The sequence below is a fragment of the Candidatus Methylomirabilota bacterium genome, assembly GCA_035764725.1.
Classification (GTDB): Bacteria; Methylomirabilota; Methylomirabilia; order Rokubacteriales; family CSP1-6; genus DASRWT01.
Window position 1 is genome coordinate 1 of record DASTYT010000031.1, and the last position, 17,730, is coordinate 17,730.

Sequence of the window (17,730 nt, forward strand, 5' to 3'; positions counted from 1 at the left end):
CGCCCGCGAGGCCTTCCGGGCAGCGCACCAGCGAGGTCGGCCGGTCGCGCAGGTGCGGCAGGATCCACTCCGCGATCGACTCGTAGTAGCGGGCGAGGTCGAGCTTGGTGGTCCGCGGCTTCGGGAAGAGAACGCGATCGGGATGGGTCAGGCGCACGCCGCCCACCGTCGCCCCGTCGCCAGCTCCGGCGCCGATCGCACGGTCTCCAGCGCGCGCGCTCGGGACTGCCTCGACCTCGCGCCGCACCTCGGCCGCGGGCTTGTCCTCGCGCAGGCCCTGGAACGACGGGTGGCGCATCTTGCCGTCGCTGGTCCACTCGGTGAAGGCGACCTCGGCGACGAGCTCGGGCTTGACCCAGCGCGCCCCCGCGATGCGGGGCGCGGGGTCGAAGGGGCTGTCCCGCCGCTCCAGCTTCGCGAGGCGAGAAGTCAGCGCGCGCAGGCTCTGGGCGTCGAAGCCCGTGCCCACCTTGCCCGCGAAGACGAGACGCGGGCCCTCGCGCACGCCCACGAGCAGGGCGCCGAGGCCCACGCGCGAGCCCTCGCCCCGGGTGAAGCCGCCGATGACGACTTCCTGGCGGCGCCCGCACTTGACCTTCAGCCAGTCGCGCCCGCGGCCCGAGCGATAGGGCGCGTCGCGCCGCTTGGCTACCGCGCCCTCGAGATGGAGGCGGCAGGCCTGGCGCAGGAACTCCGCGCCCCCCCCTACGACGTGCGCGCTGTAGCGGACGATGCCGGACGCCTTCTCCCCCACGAGCTCCCCCAAGGCGGCCTTGCGGTCCTCGAGCGGGAGTGCGGTGAGATCACGGCCGTCCAGGTGGAGGAGATCGAAGACCATGTAGGCGAGCTCGCCCCGCCGCTCACCCTGCATGAGGTTCTGCAGGGCCTGGAAGCTGCTGGTGCCGTCGGGCTGCAGCACGACGACCTCGCCGTCGATGAGCGCGCGGCGGGCGGGAAGGCGCGCCACCGCCTCGGCGACCTCAGGGAGGCGCTCCGTCCAGTCCTTGTCGTTGCGGCTCATGAGCCGGGCGCGGCCGTTCTCGAGCCGGGCGAGGAGGCGATAGCCGTCGAATTTGATCTCGTGCAGCCACTGGTCACCTTCGGGCGCCTCCGACACGAGCGTGGCCAGTTCCGGCGGGACGAAGCGCGGCAGCGCGCCCGCCCGGCCGCGTGGGGCGGGCGCCGCCGCGGGCTTCGCGCGCGCACCGCGCGCCGTCGCGGGCTTCGCGCCCGCCGCGCGGGCCGCCGCGGCGAGCGTCGTCGAGGGCCCCTCCCAGGGCGCGTCCTTCGCATGCCAGACGCGGTCTTTCGCGGCGGCGATCTGCTCCATGGTGCGATCGCTCGCCACGCTCTTCGCCTTGCCCTCGATCTTGGCGGCATCCCAGCCGGTCCGCGCCGCCCCGTCCTTCTCCTTGATGAGGAGCCAGGTTCGGTCACCGTCGCGCTCGTTCCGGCCGCGCATCCGCACGAGCGCCCAGCCGCCATGCAAGCGCTCGCCGTCGAGAGTGAACTTGAGCGAGCCCTTCCGGTAGCCTTCGCGCGCATCGCCGGCCGGCGTCCACGTCCCGCGATCCCACAGCATCACGGTGCCGCCGCCGTACTCGCCCGCAGGAATCACGCCTTCGAAGTCGCCGTACTCCACCGGATGATCCTCGACGTGCATGGCGAGGCGCTTGTCGGTGGGGTCAAGGCTCGGGCCTTTCGGGACGGCCCAGCTCTTGAGCACGCCGTCGAGCTCGAGCCGGAAGTCCCAGTGCAGGCGCGAGGCCGCGTGCTTCTGGATGACGAAGGCAGCGCCGTTCCGAGCCCCATGGGCCCGTCCGCGCGGCTCCGGCGTGCGCGTGAAATCGCGCTTGCGCGCGTACTCGCGAAGCGGCATCGCTCAGGCGGTCAACGCGTCCGGATCGCCCATCGACTCTTCGGGGAAGATGCGCCCGCTCGGATGGACGTGGTCCGTCCCGTAGCGCAGCTCCGGCGGAATCGGTCCCTCGTCCACCATCGCGCGTCCGAAATCCTCCGGATGCTGATGGCGAAAACACGCGCGAATCATCTCGAGCGCGGACACAGTCGATGTATGCCTGGGCTCGTTCATCGCCGGCCCCGGGGAAAAGCGAGTGGGTAAACTCGTGCCCCCGTCGCTGAACCGTCGCACTTATTCGTCCAGGAGATTGCTCTTGGTATCGCCATACAGACAACAGGAGCAAGAGAAATGCCATGTGCAGACAGCCCGGTGGCCGGCGGCACGGCGTTTGCTGCATTGGGCCGACATGGACCCTCGGGCTGATCTCGAGGAGGCGCGGCATCTTCGTGAGGAGTTGAAGCGGGAGCGCCTCGCTCGCATCGCGGCGGATCGGACAAACCGGCTCAACGATGAGCTGATGCGCTCGCTCGCCCACAAGCTCCGCAACCCCCTGAATACCATTCGCCTGTGGACCCAGGTGCTGCGCGAGCAGGCGGGCGAGCCCGCCGTGGTCGCCCGGGCCCTCGATGGCCTCGAGCATGCCACCCTGCTCCAGGCGCGTCAGATCGACACCTTGCTCGATCTCTCGCGCATCGCCCTGGGCCGCATGCGACTCGACCTCGAGCCCGTAGATCTGGTCGCCATCGTGCGAAGCGCCGTCGAGGCCGTGCGGCCCATGGCCCAGGTCAAGCGCCTCTCGATCGAGACGGATCTGGGCATGCCGGTCGGGGTGATCTCCGGTGATCCGGCCCGGCTCGGCCAGGTCCTCTGGCACCTCTTGACCAACGCCATCCGCTTCACGCCCCATGGGGGACGCATCGGCGTCACGCTGCGGCGGTCGGGAGATCGAGCGATGCTCAGCATCGCCGACAGCGGCCACGGCATCGCTCCCGATTTCCTGCCGCATGTCTTCGATCGCTATCGGCCGGAGGAGAGCCGCGTGCCGCCGGTCGAGGACGGCCCCGGACTCGGGCTGGTGCTGGCCCGCCACATCGTGGAGCTGCACGGAGGCACCATCCGGGCGGAGAGCGACGGCGAGGGCCGCGGGTCCACCTTCACGCTGGAGCTTCCGCTCCCGGGAACGACCGTGCCCGCGGTGACTCGTGACGACGTCACCGGATCGACCGATGGCATGGGTGGCGGCTCGCGCGGGCTGCGGGCCTCATCCCTCATCGGCGTGCGGGTGCTGGTGGTCGAGGACGAGCCGGAGGCGCGCGATAGCCTGCGCATCCTGCTGCAGCGCTTCGGCGCGGAGGTCGCGGCGGCGGGCTCGGCGCGTCAGGCCATCGAGACGTTCACGCACGGCGCCTTCGACATCGTGATCAGCGACATCGCCATGCCCGGCGGGGACGGCTACGAGCTGGTGCGTGCCATCCGCGGACTCGGCCCCGAGCGCGGGGGCCGCATCCCCGCAGTGGCGGTGACGGCGGGCGCGCGTCCTGAAGACCGCCGGCGGGCGCTGGCCGAGGGATTCCAGGTCCATCTCCCGAAGCCGGTCGACGCCGTCGAGCTCGTCCGCCAGGTGACGGTCCTGAGCGGTCGATGAGAATGAAAGGAGTTACCCCATGAATACGATCACGCGTCGCCGTGGCGCGGCGAACGGTGGGCACGATCAGGCACGCAGGGCAAAGCGCGAGATGGTGGGCCTCATCGCGGTGGCCGCGGCCGCGGTGACGGGGGCGGCCGTGCTCTTTCTCGTCACGACGCGCACGGGCCGCGAGGCGAGGGCCCGCTTCCAGGACGGCGACCTGCTTCGCCGCTGGCAGGACACGATGATGGATCTCGAGCGGCTCGCGCAGCATGGTGCCGCGTACGTCGAGCGCAAGGCGGGCGAGCTCCGCCACGCCATCGGCGAGCAGGCGGGCATGCTGGAGGCGAGACTCCCGAAGAGCCGGTGATGGCGCGGCGTGGGGCGCTCCACTGGCGACCTACATGGCCGCCTTCCCGCCGTTGGTGGATCGCGGGGGCGGCGGTGGCGGTGGTCGTCGCGCTCGCGTATCTCGTGGCCTTCCAGCTCGACGAGCCCATGCGCCGCTCGATGGAGTCTCGGATGAACGCGGCGCTCAAGGGCTACAAGGTCTCGATCGGCCACCTCGACTTCCATCCCTTCGGGTTCTCGCTGGACCTGAAGGACGTCGTGGTCCGTCAGGAGCAGGCGCCGGATCCCCCGGTCGCCTCGATCCCGCGGCTCAGCGCCAGCGTCGAATGGCGGCAGCTCGTCCGGGCGCGCGTGGTCGGCGAGATCGAGATCGTCGAGCCGTCGGTGAACCTGAACCTCACCCAGGCGCGCGAGGAGGCGAAGGATCCGGTGCCGGTGGAGAAGAAGGGATGGCAGGAGGCACTCGAGGCCATCTATCCACTGAAGATCAACCTGTTCACGATCAAGGACGGAACGTTCGTCTATACCGACGCCGGAGCGTACAAGCCGCTCCACCTGCGGCAGGTGAACGTGGAGGCGTCGAACATTCGTAACGTCAAGTCGCAGGAGCGCACCTATCCATCGGAAGTCCACGCGAGCGCGCAGGTGTTCGAGCACGGGAGCCTCAAGATCGACGGCAATGCGGACTTCCTCGCCGAGCCGCATCCGGGCATCCTCGCCGACGTCAGCTTGCAGGGGATCGAGCTCGACTACTTCCGGCCGCTCACGAGCCGCTTCGCCAACGTGACGATCAAGGGTGGTCTGCTCGGAGCCGACGGCCGCGTCGAGTACGCGCCGACCGTCAAGACCGCGGACCTCCAGCACGCCGAGATCTCCGGCGTCGACGTCGAGTACGTGCACGAGGTGAAGGGCACCGCACCCGAGAAGCAAGCGACGCGCAAGGTCGTGCAGGCGACCGAAACGGTATCGGAGAAGCCGGGGGTGCTCGTGAAGATCGGCGAGTTCGACGTCGTCCGCAGCACCCTGGCCTTCGTGAACCGCGGGACGAATCCTCCCTACCGTCTCTTCCTGACGGACACCGCCATCCATGCCCGGAACATCAGCAGCCAGAGCGCGGAAGGCCTGGGGAACTTCGAGCTGACCGGGAAGTTCATGGACAGCGGCCCCGCGGTGGTGAAAGCCCGCTTCCGGCCCGGCAAGCCCACGCCGGGTGTGGAGGCTCAGATTCGCATCACCGACGTCGACATGACTCGGATGAACGATCTCTGGAAGGCTTACGCCAAGGTCGACGTGGCGGGGGGCGAGTTCGCGCTCTACTCCGAGCTGGCCGCGAAGGACGGCATGATATCGGGCTACGTCAAGCCGCTCCTCAAGGACGTCAACGTCTACGATCCCGGGCAGGACAAGAAGAAGAACATCGTTCGCCGCGCGTACGAGGCGGTGGTGGGCGCGATGTCCACCGTGCTCGAGAACCGGCCACGGGAGGAAATGGCCACGCGTGTCGACATATCGGGCCGCATCGACAATCCGCAGGTGAGGCCGGTGGTCGCGGCGGGGCGGCTCTTCGAGAACGCCTTCATCAAGGCCATCCTGCCCGGCTTCGAGCGGCGCGGGCGGGAGCGCTAGGGCGCCCGTGGCCGAATCCGGTTGCTCCATGACGCGAGTGCTCGTCGTCGAGGACAGTCAGGACAGCCGCGAGGCGCTCCAGATTCTCCTCGAGCTCGAGGGGCATGAGGTCCGGGTGGCCGCCTCCGGCGAGGACGCCGTCCGTGCGGTGACGGAGTCCGAGCCCGACTGGGCCCTCATCGACATCGGCCTCCCCGATATCGACGGCTACGAGACGGCGCGCCGCATCCGCGCCGGCCATCGCGCGGTCCGCCTCATCGCGCTGACCGGACACAATCGTCCGGAGGACCGCGAGCGGGCGCTCGCCGAAGGCTTCGATGCGCATCTGGTCAAGCCGGTGGATCCGGCGCGCCTCTTCACGATTCTTGGAGGTTCATCATGAGCGTGCTCGGCTGGGTCGTCTTCGGGCTGATCGTGGGCATCGTCGCCAAGCTCGTGCATCCCGGCCGCGACCCGGGCGGCTTCGTCATGACCATCATCATCGGCATCGTCGGCGCGCTGATCGGTGGCTACATCGGGCGCGGGCTCGGCTGGTACCAACCGGGCGATCCCGTCGGCTTCGTCATGGCGGTGCTGGGGGCGATCATCCTGCTCGTGCTGTATCGCGTGGTGGCGGGCCGCGCCATGCGGGGAGCCTGATGCTGACCCGTCTGTTCGCGGATCGCGAGGCGGCGGAGCGCGCCTATCAGGCCCTGCGCAGCCGCGGGTACAGCGCGGCGGACGTGAGCGTCCTGATGGCCGACGAGACGCGCGACCGCCTGCTGGGCGACGTCGCCCGGCCCAGCCCTCCGGTGTCGGACGGTGAAGGGAAGCGTAAGACGCTCGAAGGCGCGGGCGTCGGCGCCGGCGCTGGGGTCGTGGCCGGCGGCGTCCTCGGGGCGTTGGTGGCCGCGGCCACCGTGGTCATCCCGGGCGCGGGCCTGGTCCTCGCCGGACCGGTCGCCGCGGCGATGGCCGGCGCCGGAGTGGGCGGCGCGGCGGGCGGGGTCATCGGCGCGCTGGTCGGCGCGGGCATCCCGGAGGAGCGTGCCGAGCGCTACGACTCCGGCCTCCGCACGGGCGGGATCGTGATGGGTGTGTCCCCGCGCAGCGACGACGACGCCGCGTACTTCGCGCGTCACTGGCGGGACTAGACGCCGACGCCCGGCGGACGCTGACATAGCGCCCGGCCGGGCGTCGAGGCGGATTTCCTACCGATTCGCCGACACGTCCCGAACGTGCGCCGGCCGAATCGCCTCCTGCCCGGCCGCCAGGGTGTCGCCGATCGCCCCGCTGGCGGACTCCATGAGGTCGCCGGCCTGCTTCAGCGTATCCGCGGCCCGGGTCCGCAGGCCGCTCGTCCTCGAGTCCAGATAGTGGCCGATCTCATCGCGCCAGATGTACATCGCGACCGCGCCCGCGAGGGCCCCTACGATGAATCCTTTCATCTCGCTCACCTCCTCTCGCTCTCTTGCTCGGAGCTCGCTCCATCTCACCGAGCGCACTCTCGTCAACACGAGCAATGCGGGTGCCACGCGCGATCCATATGCACGTGGCGGCGCGGCGCGCCGACGCGGCCCGACGGCGGGCCGGCACGAGTCGCCTTGACCGGGTGATTTTGTTCGTGCGCGCGCATCGGATAGGGCGTGACGAGCGAAAAGCACTCGCATTTCTGTGAGATGGGGGGCGGCACGGAGGTTGCACTTCTCGAGTGCGTACCGTGGCACGAGTGGAAGCTTAGACGCCGCCGAAAGGAGTGACGAGACGATGCTCAGCACGATTCTCGTCGTCGTGCTCGTTCTGATGGTGCTGGGAGCCGTCCCAGCATGGCCGTACAGCCGGGAATGGGGATACTTCCCGAGCGGGCTACTGGGAATCGTCCTGCTCGTGTTCTTGATCCTCGCCCTGACCGGCCGCGTCTAGCGCGCGGGCCCGGCTCGAACACAACCCGAACAAAACGGAGGAGACGCAATGCATCGGATGACCAAGCTGAGCGCAAGCGTGGTGGTCGGCCTCGCGCTCGCCGCGTCCCCCGCGTGGGTCAGCGCGGCGGACGAGAAGAAGTCCACCGAGGAGAAGTCGTCCACCACGCAAGCGGTGAAGACCAACGTCAGCGACTCGTGGATCACGTCCAAGGCCAAGATCGCCCTGTTCGCGGACAGCCGCGTGCCCGGCGCCTCCGTGCACGTGGAGACGCAGAAAGGCATGGTCTATCTCCGCGGTAAGGTGGAGAGCGACGAGGCGAAGAAGGCGGCGGAAGACGTCGCCCGCGGCGTCGAAGGCGTGCAGGGCGTGAAGAACGAGCTGCAGGTGGTTCCGGCCTCCGCCAAGAAGATGGTTGAGGCGAAGGATGATGATATCACCAAGCAGGTGAAGGAGCGCTTCAAGGCCGATCCGAAACTGAAGAGCCTTGACATCCGCACCGACAACGGCGTGGTGACGCTCCAGGGCAAGCTGCCCAGCATCAACGACAGCGCGCGGGCCTCGCAGATGGCCCGTGAGGTGCCGGGGGTGCGGTCGGTGCGTAACGACACGACGTACGAGAGCCCGCGCGCCAGCATGAGCTCGGACAAGATGAGCTCGGACAAACCGAGCCTGAAGGAGCGCGTGTCGGACAAGACGTCGGACATGAAGCACGACATGACCGCGTCGAACGCGGCGGGTCAGACCCACGTGCGGGCCGCTCAGGAGAAGCTGAAGGAGAAGGGCTTCGACCCGGGCCCGATCGATGGCGTCTGGGGACCGCGTACCGCCGCAGCGGTGAGCGACTTCCAGCGTAGTGAGAATCTGAAGGTGACGAGTCGCCTGGACGCCGAGACGCTCGGCAAGCTCGACGTCGGGGTGGGCGGCGCGACCAGGCCTCCGCAGACGAAGTAACGCGGCTGCGTCGGTCGGGTGAAGGAGACGAGCTGGGAAGGCGACTTCCCAGCTCGTTTTTTTGGGAGTACACCGGAGTAGCTCATGAGCGATACGGGCTGGCTGATTCTTGCGGTGGCGGCGGGCGTGCTCGCGGCCCTCCTGTGGGTGAAGCGCGAGCTGTGGCTGATGCGGCGCCGGCGTCAAGGCCGGCGCGGAGACTAGCTAGATGTGGGGGCGAGCGGCGGGAACGGGCTGGAGCGGCACGACGGGCTTGGCCGCGGGCCTGGGCGAAGGGGCGACCCGCCGCCGCCTGAGCGCGGGAGCGGCCAAGCAGGCCCCGACCAGCAGGGCGAGGGCCGCGACGGCGCCGCCGACCACCGGGGCGACATGGGCCATACCTGCGGCTCCCGTGGGCAGGATCCCACCCGCGACACCGAGACTGATCAAACCTATGGCAGTTCTCATGAAGAGGACACCTCCTTTGAGTTTACAGGCAAATCACATGCCACGCAACGCGGCTGGACCCGATGCGAGCCATCTAGCGGAGATGTCGCGGGGATCGGAAATCGAGGGCGCCCACGAACTCCGCGGGCTTGGTAGAATCTGCTCGGTCAAGTTTTCCGGTTCTTCTCGCTCTCTATCTCGCTCTCGATGACATTGTTCGGCTCGGATCCCATCCGCGGCGAGCTCCTGAGCGCCGAGCGCCTCGAGCAGCTCGCGGCGTCGATCGCCCGCCATCGCGTCGCGGACGGCGAGACGGCGGGCGCCGCGCTCCTCGCGCGCGTGAAGGACAACGGCCGCGTCCTCCTCCGCTGCTACCGCGCGCTCGCCTCCGTGATCAACGAAGAGCGCGCGACCATGCCCGCCGCGGAGTGGCTGGTCGACAACTTCTACATCGTCGAGGACGTCCTCAATGAGGTCCGTACGGATCTCCCGCCCGGCTTCTACCGGGAGTTGCCTATCCTCACGGAAGGGCCGCTCCGCGGCGCGCCGCGCGCGGTGGGGCTCGCGTGGGCCTACATCGAGCACACCGACAGCCGCTTCGAGTCGGCGTCCACCCAGCGCTTCGTGACGGCGTTCCAGAAGGTAGAGCCGCTCCTGATCCGCGAGATCTGGGCGGTCCCGATCGCGCTCCGCCTCATCCTGCTCGAGAACCTGCGGCGGCTCTCCGAGGAGATCGTGAACGCGCGGGCAGCACGGATGGAGGCCGACCGCCTCGCCGACACCCTGCTCGGGCAGGGCGGCCGGCCCGGCGATCCGCACGCCTTCGAGCGCGTGGGCGACGAGGTGCTGACCGCCGCCTTCGCGGTGCAGCTCGCCCAGCGTCTTCGCGACCAGGATCCCGCCACCACGCCCGCGCTCGCCTGGCTCGAGTCGCGGCTCGCGGGCGCCGGGACCACCGCCGAGGAGCTGGTGCGCGCCGAGCATCAACGCCACGGCGCCGCGAACGTGACGGTCCGAAACGTCATCACCAGCCTCCGCGTGATGGCGAACTTCGACTGGCGGGAATTCTTCGAGAGCGTCAGCCTGGTCGATCGCCTCCTGCGCGCGGAGAGCGACTTCGGCGCGATGGACTTCACCACCCGCGACCGCTACCGCAAGGCGATCGAGGACCTCGCGCGCGGGTCCGGGCGCAGCGAGCTCGAGGTGGTGCGTACGGCGCTGACCCTGGTCCGCGCGCACGCGCCCGGGGTGGAGGATCCCGGCTACTACCTGATCTCCCGCGGCCGCGGCCGGCTCGAGGAGGCCGTCGGCTATCGCGTGCGGCTGCGCCAGCATCTCGTCCGCGCCTACGTGAGCTCGGCGACCTGGAGCTATCTGGGCAGCATCGCCATCGTCACGGCGTTCTTTCTCTGTCTGCCCCTCCTCTACACGCAGGAGCAGGGCATTGCCACCGCCCTCATGGTGGCGCTGGCGGTGTTCGCGGTGTTCCCGGCTTCCGATGTCGCCATCGCCCTCGTGAATCGGGCGGTCGTGGAAGTCTTCCCCCCGCGCCCGTTGCCGCGGCTCGCCCTCGCCGGCGGCATTCCGAAGCGCTGGAAGTCCCTGGTGGCGGTCCCCACGCTGCTCAGCAGCGAGGCGCAGATCGCCGAGCAGGTGCGCCGTCTCGGCATCCACTACCTCGCCAACGTCGACGGCCATCTCTGCTTCGCGCTCCTCTCGGACTGGACGGACGCCGACGCCGCCTCGGTGCCCGGCGACGACGCGCTCCTCGCCGCCGCGCGAGCCGGCATCGACGATCTCAATCGCCAGCACGGGCCCAACGCCGACGGCGAGCCCCGTTTCTACCTCTTCCACCGCAAGCGCGTGTGGAGCGAGAGCGAGCGCCGGTGGATCGGTTGGGAGCGCAAGCGCGGCAAGCTCCACGAGCTCAATCAGCTGCTGCGCGGCGCCGCGGAGACCACGTATCTCGCGGGGCCCGCCCCCGCGGGGGTCAAGTTCGTGATCACCCTCGACGCCGACACCCAGCTCCCGCGCGGCGCGGCGACGAAGCTGGTGGGCGCGCTCGCCCACCCCTTGAATCGCCCGCGTCTGGATTCGCGGCAGCAGCGCGTGGTGGAGGGTTACGGGATCCTCCAGCCGCGCATCGCGCCTACCATGTCGGCGGAGCGCGAGAGCTCCTTCTTCCAGCGGATCTCGTCCGGTCCGGCGGGCATCGATCCCTACGCCTCCGCGGTGTCCGACGTGTACCAGGACCTCTTCGGCGAGGGCTCGTACACCGGCAAGGGCATCTACGACGTGGACGCCTTCGAGAGCGCGCTGGCCGGGCGGGCGCCCGAGGGCGCGCTGCTGAGCCACGACCTCTTCGAGGGCGTGTTCGTCCGGGTCGGGCTCGTCACCGACATCGAGTTATTCGAGGAGTTTCCCGCCCGTTACGAGGTGGCGGCGTCCCGGCAGCACCGGTGGGCGCGCGGTGACTGGCAGCTCCTGCCCTGGCTGCTGCGCGGCACCGCGCGCGGTCGCGATGGCCGCACGCGCATCCCGGCCATCGGCCGGTGGAAGATGCTGGACAACCTGCGGCGCTCGCTCTCCGCACCCGGCGCCTACATGACCCTGCTCCTCGCGTGGCTCTTGCCCGGCGGCGCGCCCGAGGTGTGGACCAAGCTCGTGCTGTTCTCGCTCGCGCTGCCCGCGCTGGTGCCGGTGACCACCGACGTGATGCCCAAGCGCCCCGGCATCTCCAAGCGCGTCTACCTGCGCTCGCTGGTGGGTAACCTCGCCCTCGCCGGCGCGCACATCGCCCTCGCCCTCATCCTCCTGGCGCATCAGGCCTGGCTGATGGGCGACGCGATGCTGCGCACGCTCTGGCGTCTCGTGTCGCGGCGGCGGCTGCTCGAGTGGGTGTCCGCCGCGCAGGTGAAGGCGCGCTCGAGCCTCGATCTCACGGACGTGTATGCGCGCATGTGGGGGGCGGTGGCCCTCGCCGTGGCGGCGATGGTGGTGGCGGCGCTGGCGCCCGGTCACGCATGGTCCATCGCATTCCCCTTCATCGCGCTCTGGCTGCTCTCGCCCGCGGTGGCGCGGTGGCTGAGCATGCCGCCGCGGGCGCATCCCGCGGAGGAGCTCCGTCGCGAGGAGCGGGACGTCCTGCGCGTGGTGGCGCGGAGGAGCTGGCGCTTCTTCGAGGCCTTCGTGGGCGCGGAGGATCACTGGCTGCCGCCGGACAATTTCCAGGAGGATCCGCGTCCGGTCGTCGCCCATCGGACCTCGCCGACCAATGTGGGTCTCTACCTCCTCTCGTCGACGGCTGCGCGGGATCTCGGCTGGATCGGCACGCTCGACTTCGACGACCGGCTCGCCGCCACCCTCGCCACGCTCGAGAAGCTCGAGCGCTTCCGCGGCCACCTCTACAACTGGTACGACACCAGCACCTTGCGCCCCCTCGAGCCGCGCTACGTGTCGACGGTGGACAGCGGGAACTTCGCCGCCCATCTCGGCGTGGTGGCGGTGGCCCTCCGGGAGCGGGCGCACCGTCCGCTCGTCGATCGCCGCGTGGGGCGGGGCATCGACGACGCGCTGGTGGTGCTCCAGGACACGCTCCAGCGGAGCGCCGCCCAGCCGGACGCGCTGCAGATGGCGGTCGTGGAGCTCCGCACCGCGCTCGTCTCCGAGCCCGCGACCGTGCCCGCGTGGGCCGTGCGCCTGCGCGAGCTCGCCTCCGGCGCGGCCCGGCTCGCCGAGCTGGCCGCCCCGCGTGCGGGCGAGGTCACGGTGTGGGTCGAGGCGCTGCAGGCGAGCATCGCCAGCCATCGCCGCGACCTCGACGCGCTGGCGCCCTGGGCGGAGCCGCTCGACGAGGTGATGGCGGCGCTGCCGCCGGACGTCGTGGCGGGGCTGCCCGCGGTCGCGCGCTTGCTCGGGACCGCGCTCACCCTGGGCGCGCTGCCCGCCGAGGCCGCCGCCGCGTCACGGGAGATCCGGGACCTGCTCGAGGGCGGCGGCGCCCCCTCGCTCGACCGCGGGCGCCTGCTCAAGGTGATCGACGCGCTCGATCGGGCGGCGCTCGCCGCGACGGCCGAGGGCGAGCGGCGCGAGGCGGCGGCGGCGACCGTCCTCGCCCTCGCGGACGGGATGGAGTTCACGTTCCTCTTCGATGCGAGCCGGCACCTCTTCGCCATCGGCTATCGCGTAGCGGACGGAACGCTCGACGAAGGGCGCTACGACCTGCTCGCCTCCGAGGCCCGGCTCACCAGCTTCCTCTGCGTGGCGCGCGGCGAGGTCCCGCCCGTGCACTGGTTCCGGCTCGGCCGGCCGATGACGCCCATCGAGCTGGGCAGCGCGCTGGTGTCGTGGTCCGGCTCGATGTTCGAGTACTTGATGCCCGCCATCGTCATGCACGCGCCGGAAGGCAGCCTGCTCGACCAGTCGTGCCGGCTCGCGGTGAAGCGCCAGATCGCCTACGGCGCCTCGAACAGCGTGCCGTGGGGCATCTCCGAGTCCGCCTACAACGTGCGCGACCTCAACCTTACCTACCAGTACTCGAGCTTCGGCGTGCCCGGCCTGGGCCTCGAGCGAGGCCTCGGCGAGGATCTCGTGATCGCGCCCTACGCCACCGCCCTCGCCGCGATGGTGGACGCCCCGTCGGCGGCACGGAACTTCGTGGAGCTCGCGCGCTTCGGCGGGTGCGGGGACCACGGCTACTACGAGGCCCTCGACTTCACGCGCTCGCGCCTCCCCGAAGGCGCCAAGGTGGCGGTGGTGCGCTGCTACATGGCGCATCACCAGGGCATGTCGCTGACCGCCCTCGCCAACGTGCTGCTGGACGGCCTGCTCCGCCGGCGCTTCCATGGCGAGCCCGTGATGGAGGCGACCGAGCTCCTCCTCCATGAGCGGGTGCCGCGCGACATCCCGGTCACCCGGCCTCGCGGCGAGGAGGTGCGGTCCCCCGCCCATGCCCGCGAGCCGGTGGTGCCCATCGCCCGCCGCTTCACGTCACCCGCGGAGCCGCTGCCGCGCACGCACCTCCTCTCGAACGGCCGCTACGTGGTGATGATCACGGCGGCCGGAGCCGGCTACAGCCTGTGCGGTCCCGTCGCGGTCACGCGCTGGCGCGAAGACCGGACGCGGGACGCGTGGGGCTCGTTCGTCTTCCTCCGGGACGCCCGGAGCGGCGACGTCTGGTCGGCCGGCTATCAGCCCGCCGGCGTGGAGCCCGACACCTATCAGGCCACCTTCCTGGAAGACCGCGCGGAGTTCCGCCGGCGCGACGGCACCATCATGTCCTCGCTCGAGGTGCTGGTCTCGCCGGAGGACGACGCCGAGATCCGCCGCGTCTCCCTGATCAACCTGGGGACCGAGCCCCGGGAGGTCGACGTGACCTCCTACGCCGAGCTGGTGCTCGCTCCGCCCCGGGCGGACGCCGCCCATCCCGTGTTCTCGAACCTCTTCGTGCAGACCGAGGCGGTGGCGGAGCTGGACACGCTGCTCGCCAGCCGCGCGGCCCGGTCGCCCGAGGACGATCCGGTATGGGCGGCGCACGTGATGGTCGTGCAGGGGACGAGCGTGGGAGGCTCCCAGTACGAGACCGACCGCTCGCGCTTCCTCGGGCGCGGGCGCGGGATCCGCACGCCGATGTCCATGATCGAGGGCCGGCCGCTGTCGAACAGCACCGGCGCGGTGCTGGATCCCATCTTCAGCCTGCGCCGCCGCGTGCGCCTGGCTCCAGGTGGCAGCGCGCGGGTGGTGTTCGCCACCATGCTCGCCACGTCGCGGTCCGCCGTGCTCCTCATGGCCGACAAGTACCGCGACCCGGCCACGTTCGAGCGCATCGCCACGCTGGCATGGACGCAGGCCCAGGTGCAGCTCCATCACCTGGGTATCGACACCGACGAGGCCCATCTCTTCCAGCAGCTCGCCAACCGCATCCTCTACACGGACATGCGGATGCGCGGTCCCGCCGCCGTGGTCGCGCGGAACATGCTGGGGCCCGCCGGCCTCTGGAAGCACCGGATCTCGGGTGATCTGCCCATCGTGCTGGTGCGGATCGACGAGATGGAAGACCGCGGGATCGTGCGCCAGCTCCTGCGCGCGCACGAGTACTGGCGCATGAAGGGCCTCGCGGTAGACCTCGTCATCGTCAACGAGAAGCCGTCCTCCTACCTTCAGGATTTGCAGAACGCGTTGGAGGGACTGGTGCGCACCGGGCGTCCGACCCTGAGCGCGACCCGCGAGGGCTCGGTGTTCGTGCTGCGCGGCGATCTCCTGTCCGGGGAGGAGCGCGACTGTCTCACCGCGGCGGCGCGCGTGATCCTGCTGAGCCGGCAGGGGACGCTCGCCGAGCAGGTCGCGCGGGCGGAGCCCCCGGCGACGGAGCGGCGGCGCGAGCGCCGACTCGCCCCCGTGCGGCAGGATGCGCCGGACCCGCTGCCGCCGCGCCCGCCGTGGGAGTTCGACAACGGGCTGGGCGGCTTCGTGGACGACGGTCGCGAGTACATGGTCGCCCTCGGCGAGGGCCAGTGGACGCCCGCGCCCTGGATCAACGTGATCGCCAACGAGCGGCTGGGCTTCCAGGTCTCCGAGTCCGGCGCGGGCTTCACGTGGGCCGAGAACAGCCGCGAGAACCAGCTCACGCCGTGGTCCAACGATCCGGTGAGCGACACGCCGGGCGAGACCCTCTACATTCGCGACGACGAGAGCGGGCACCTCTGGGGCCCCACCGTGCTGCCGATCCGCGAGGAGGCGTGGCCCTATCACTGCCGGCACGGCCAGGGCTACAGCCGCTTCACCCATCGCGCCCATGGCATCGAGCTGGACCTCATCCAGTACGTGCCCCTCGAGGATCCCGTGAAGATCTCGCGTCTACGCGTCGTGAACCGGTCGTCGCGCCCGCGCCGGCTCACCGTGACCGCCTATGCAGAGTGGGTGCTGGGCGCCTCGCGGGCCACCACCGCGCCCTTCGTGGTCACCTCGCTGTGCCCGCGCACCGGCGCCCTGCTGGCACGCAACGCGTGGACCATCGACTTCCCGGGCCGGGTTGCCTTCTTCGACCTGGCGGGCCGCCAAACGGCCTGGAGCGGCGACCGGACGGAGGTCCTCGGACGGAACGGCACCCCCGACCATCCCGACGCCCTCGAGCGCGGCCAGCCGCTGTCGGGCCACGTCGGCCCCGGGCTCGACCCGTGCGGCGCGCTGCAGGTGAGCCTGAGCCTCGAGGCGGGCGCGGAGACCGAGGTGGTGGTCTTCCTGGGCCAGGGGCGGTCCGAAGAGGAAGCGCAGACGCTGGTCGAGCGCTACCGTGCGATCGACCTCGAGGCGGCGCTGGAGGCGGTCAAGACCCGGTGGGACGACCTCCTCGCCGCGGTGCAGGTGAAGACGCCCGACCGGTCGCTGGATCTCATGCTCAACCGCTGGCTGCTCTACCAGGCGCTGGCCTGCCGTGTGTGGGCGCGGGCCGGCTTCTACCAGGCGGGCGGGGCTTACGGGTTCCGGGATCAGCTTCAGGACGTGATGGCGCTGACGGTGGCCGCACGCGACATCGCCCGAGGCCATCTGCTCCGGGCCGCCGCCCGCCAGTTCCGCGAGGGCGACGTCCAGCACTGGTGGCACCCGCCGTCCGGGCGGGGCGTGCGCACGCGGATCTCGGACGACCTCCTGTGGCTCCCGTACGTCGCTGCCCATTACATCGCGGTCACCGGCGACGGCGGGGTGCTTGACGCGGAGGCCCCGTTCCTCGAGGGCGCGGTCCTGAACGACGACCAGCTGGAGAGCTATTTCGAGCCCACCATCTCCAAGGAGGTCGCCAGCCTCTTCGAGCACAGCGCCCGCGCCATCGACCGGAGCCTCGGCGTCGGGCCGCATGGCCTCCCCCTCATGGGCACGGGCGACTGGAACGACGGGATGAACCGCGTCGGCCCCAAGGGCAAGGGTGAGAGCGTCTGGCTCGGCTGGTTCCTCTTCGCCACGCTCGAGCAGTGGGCGCCCCTCGCCGAGGCGCGCGGGGAGCACGCCCGCGCCGAGCGGTGGCGCGTGCACGCCGCCGCCCTTCGCGCGGCGCTCGACTCGCAGGCCTGGGACGGCGACTGGTACCGGCGCGCCTATTTCGACGACGGCACCCCGCTCGGCTCGGCTGAGAACCCGGAGTGTCGCATCGACTCGATCGCTCAGTCCTGGGCCGTGCTCTCCGGGGCGGCCGACCGCACTCGGGCCGCGCGGGCGATGGGCGCCGTCGAGGAGTATCTGGTGCATCGCGAGCAGGCCCTCGTGCTCCTGTTCACGCCACCGTTCGTCCGTCCCCGGCGGGATCCCGGCTACATCCGGGCGTATCCGCCCGGAATCCGTGAGAACGGCGGCCAGTATACCCATGGCGCCATCTGGGCCATCATGGCCTTCGCGGCCCTCGGCGACGGCGATCGGGTGGGGGAGCTCTTCTCCATCCTGAACCCCGTGAACCATGCGAGCACGCGCGCCGGCCTCTACCGGTATCGCGTGGAGCCCTACGTGATCGCGGCCGACGTCTACGCCGAGGCGCCGCACATCGGGCGTGGCGGCTGGACCTGGTATACGGGCTCGGCAGGCTGGATGTATCGGGCAGGAATCGAGTGGATGCTCGGGTTCAGGCTCCGCGGCGCCGCGCTCTTCATCGATCCCTGCATCCCCCGCATCTGGGCCGGCTTCTCCCTGCATTTCCGCTACCACGCTTCTCGCTACGAGATCACGGTGGAGAACCCCAAGGGCGTCACCCGCGGGGTCGAGCGCGTGGAGGTGGACGGCGCCCGCATGGAGCTCGGGCCCGAGGGCCTCCCGCTGCTCGACGACGGGGCCACACATCGGGTGCGTGTCTGGATGGGCTGACCGGCGCCAACCCGTAAGTTACCGGGTCAAACCTGCCTGCGTCCTCGCCCGATCGCCCCGCAGCAAAGACTTATCAAGGACTTGGCGCGGGCATGGCTCTTGCCTCCCAGTTCGCCGAAGTTATTTCCCGGAGGAG

Annotated in this window: 13 protein-coding genes; 9 read left to right on the forward strand and 4 right to left on the reverse strand. The window is 70.5% G+C overall.

The window, feature by feature from the left end:
* Positions 1 to 1,879, reverse strand: a 1,879-nt coding sequence (gene ligD / locus VFX14_04435) for a DNA ligase D (protein ID HEU5188917.1), incomplete at its 3' end; no start/stop codon positions are given.
* Positions 1,880 to 1,882: 3 nt separating this feature from the next.
* Positions 1,883 to 2,065, reverse strand: a complete 183-nt coding sequence (locus tag VFX14_04440) for a hypothetical protein (protein ID HEU5188918.1) — start codon at positions 2,063 to 2,065, stop codon at positions 1,883 to 1,885.
* A gap of 202 nt (positions 2,066 to 2,267) precedes the next feature.
* Here VFX14_04440 and VFX14_04445 point away from each other — a divergent pair, with 202 nt between their 5' ends.
* From VFX14_04445 to VFX14_04470, 6 genes are all read left to right on the forward strand, one after another.
* Entirely contained in the window at positions 2,268 to 3,506 is a 1,239-nt protein-coding gene (locus tag VFX14_04445; protein HEU5188919.1) for an ATP-binding protein, read from the forward strand.
* A gap of 19 nt (positions 3,507 to 3,525) precedes the next feature.
* Complete coding sequence (locus tag VFX14_04450; GenBank protein ID HEU5188920.1) at positions 3,526 to 3,858, forward strand: hypothetical protein; 333 nt, start codon at positions 3,526 to 3,528, stop codon at positions 3,856 to 3,858.
* Positions 3,859 to 3,932: 74 nt separating this feature from the next.
* Positions 3,933 to 5,465: a DUF748 domain-containing protein gene (locus VFX14_04455; protein HEU5188921.1), complete on the forward strand. Its 1,533-nt coding sequence runs from the start codon at positions 3,933 to 3,935 to the stop codon at positions 5,463 to 5,465.
* A gap of 28 nt (positions 5,466 to 5,493) precedes the next feature.
* Positions 5,494 to 5,847, forward strand: a complete 354-nt coding sequence (locus VFX14_04460; GenBank protein ID HEU5188922.1) for a response regulator — start codon at positions 5,494 to 5,496, stop codon at positions 5,845 to 5,847.
* Complete coding sequence (locus VFX14_04465; protein ID HEU5188923.1) at positions 5,841 to 6,104, forward strand: GlsB/YeaQ/YmgE family stress response membrane protein; 264 nt, start codon at positions 5,841 to 5,843, stop codon at positions 6,102 to 6,104. Before VFX14_04460 ends, VFX14_04465 begins: the two co-directional genes overlap by 7 nt.
* Positions 6,104 to 6,598 carry a hypothetical protein gene (locus VFX14_04470; protein HEU5188924.1) on the forward strand — a complete coding sequence of 165 codons (495 nt, stop codon included), beginning with the start codon at positions 6,104 to 6,106 and terminating at the stop codon, positions 6,596 to 6,598. The genes VFX14_04465 and VFX14_04470 overlap by 1 nt, the downstream gene beginning before the upstream one ends.
* A gap of 57 nt (positions 6,599 to 6,655) precedes the next feature.
* Here the strand turns inward: VFX14_04470 and VFX14_04475 are convergent, their stop codons facing one another.
* Positions 6,656 to 6,892, reverse strand: a complete 237-nt coding sequence (locus VFX14_04475; protein ID HEU5188925.1) for a hypothetical protein — start codon at positions 6,890 to 6,892, stop codon at positions 6,656 to 6,658.
* Positions 6,893 to 7,211: 319 nt separating this feature from the next.
* Here VFX14_04475 and VFX14_04480 point away from each other — a divergent pair, with 319 nt between their 5' ends.
* Both VFX14_04480 and VFX14_04485 read left to right on the forward strand, forming a co-directional pair.
* Positions 7,212 to 7,367 carry a DUF3309 domain-containing protein gene (locus tag VFX14_04480; GenBank protein HEU5188926.1) on the forward strand — a complete coding sequence of 52 codons (156 nt, stop codon included), beginning with the start codon at positions 7,212 to 7,214 and terminating at the stop codon, positions 7,365 to 7,367.
* A 57-nt stretch (positions 7,368 to 7,424) separates the two neighbouring features.
* Complete coding sequence (locus VFX14_04485; protein HEU5188927.1) at positions 7,425 to 8,321, forward strand: BON domain-containing protein; 897 nt, start codon at positions 7,425 to 7,427, stop codon at positions 8,319 to 8,321.
* Positions 8,322 to 8,525: 204 nt separating this feature from the next.
* On the opposite strand, the gene VFX14_04490 is transcribed toward VFX14_04485, so the two are convergent.
* Positions 8,526 to 8,699 carry a hypothetical protein gene (locus VFX14_04490; GenBank protein HEU5188928.1) on the reverse strand — a complete coding sequence of 58 codons (174 nt, stop codon included), beginning with the start codon at positions 8,697 to 8,699 and terminating at the stop codon, positions 8,526 to 8,528.
* A gap of 255 nt (positions 8,700 to 8,954) precedes the next feature.
* On the opposite strand from VFX14_04490, the gene VFX14_04495 reads away from it, so the two are divergent.
* Complete coding sequence (locus VFX14_04495; GenBank protein ID HEU5188929.1) at positions 8,955 to 17,594, forward strand: glucoamylase family protein; 8,640 nt, start codon at positions 8,955 to 8,957, stop codon at positions 17,592 to 17,594.
* Positions 17,595 to 17,730 lie beyond the last annotated feature (136 nt).

Coding starts and splice junctions, on each gene's coding strand:
- VFX14_04445 (HEU5188919.1), top strand. CDS start 2,268: ATGGACCCTCGGGCTGATCTCGAGGAGGCGCGGCATCTTCGTGAGGAG.
- VFX14_04450 (HEU5188920.1), top strand. CDS start 3,526: ATGAATACGATCACGCGTCGCCGTGGCGCGGCGAACGGTGGGCACGAT.
- VFX14_04460 (HEU5188922.1), top strand. CDS start 5,494: ATGACGCGAGTGCTCGTCGTCGAGGACAGTCAGGACAGCCGCGAGGCG.
- VFX14_04470 (HEU5188924.1), top strand. CDS start 6,104: ATGCTGACCCGTCTGTTCGCGGATCGCGAGGCGGCGGAGCGCGCCTAT.
- VFX14_04475 (HEU5188925.1), bottom strand. CDS start 6,892: ATGAAAGGATTCATCGTAGGGGCCCTCGCGGGCGCGGTCGCGATGTAC.
- VFX14_04480 (HEU5188926.1), top strand. CDS start 7,212: ATGCTCAGCACGATTCTCGTCGTCGTGCTCGTTCTGATGGTGCTGGGA.
- VFX14_04485 (HEU5188927.1), top strand. CDS start 7,425: ATGACCAAGCTGAGCGCAAGCGTGGTGGTCGGCCTCGCGCTCGCCGCG.
- VFX14_04490 (HEU5188928.1), bottom strand. CDS start 8,699: ATGGCCCATGTCGCCCCGGTGGTCGGCGGCGCCGTCGCGGCCCTCGCC.
- VFX14_04495 (HEU5188929.1), top strand. CDS start 8,955: ATGACATTGTTCGGCTCGGATCCCATCCGCGGCGAGCTCCTGAGCGCC.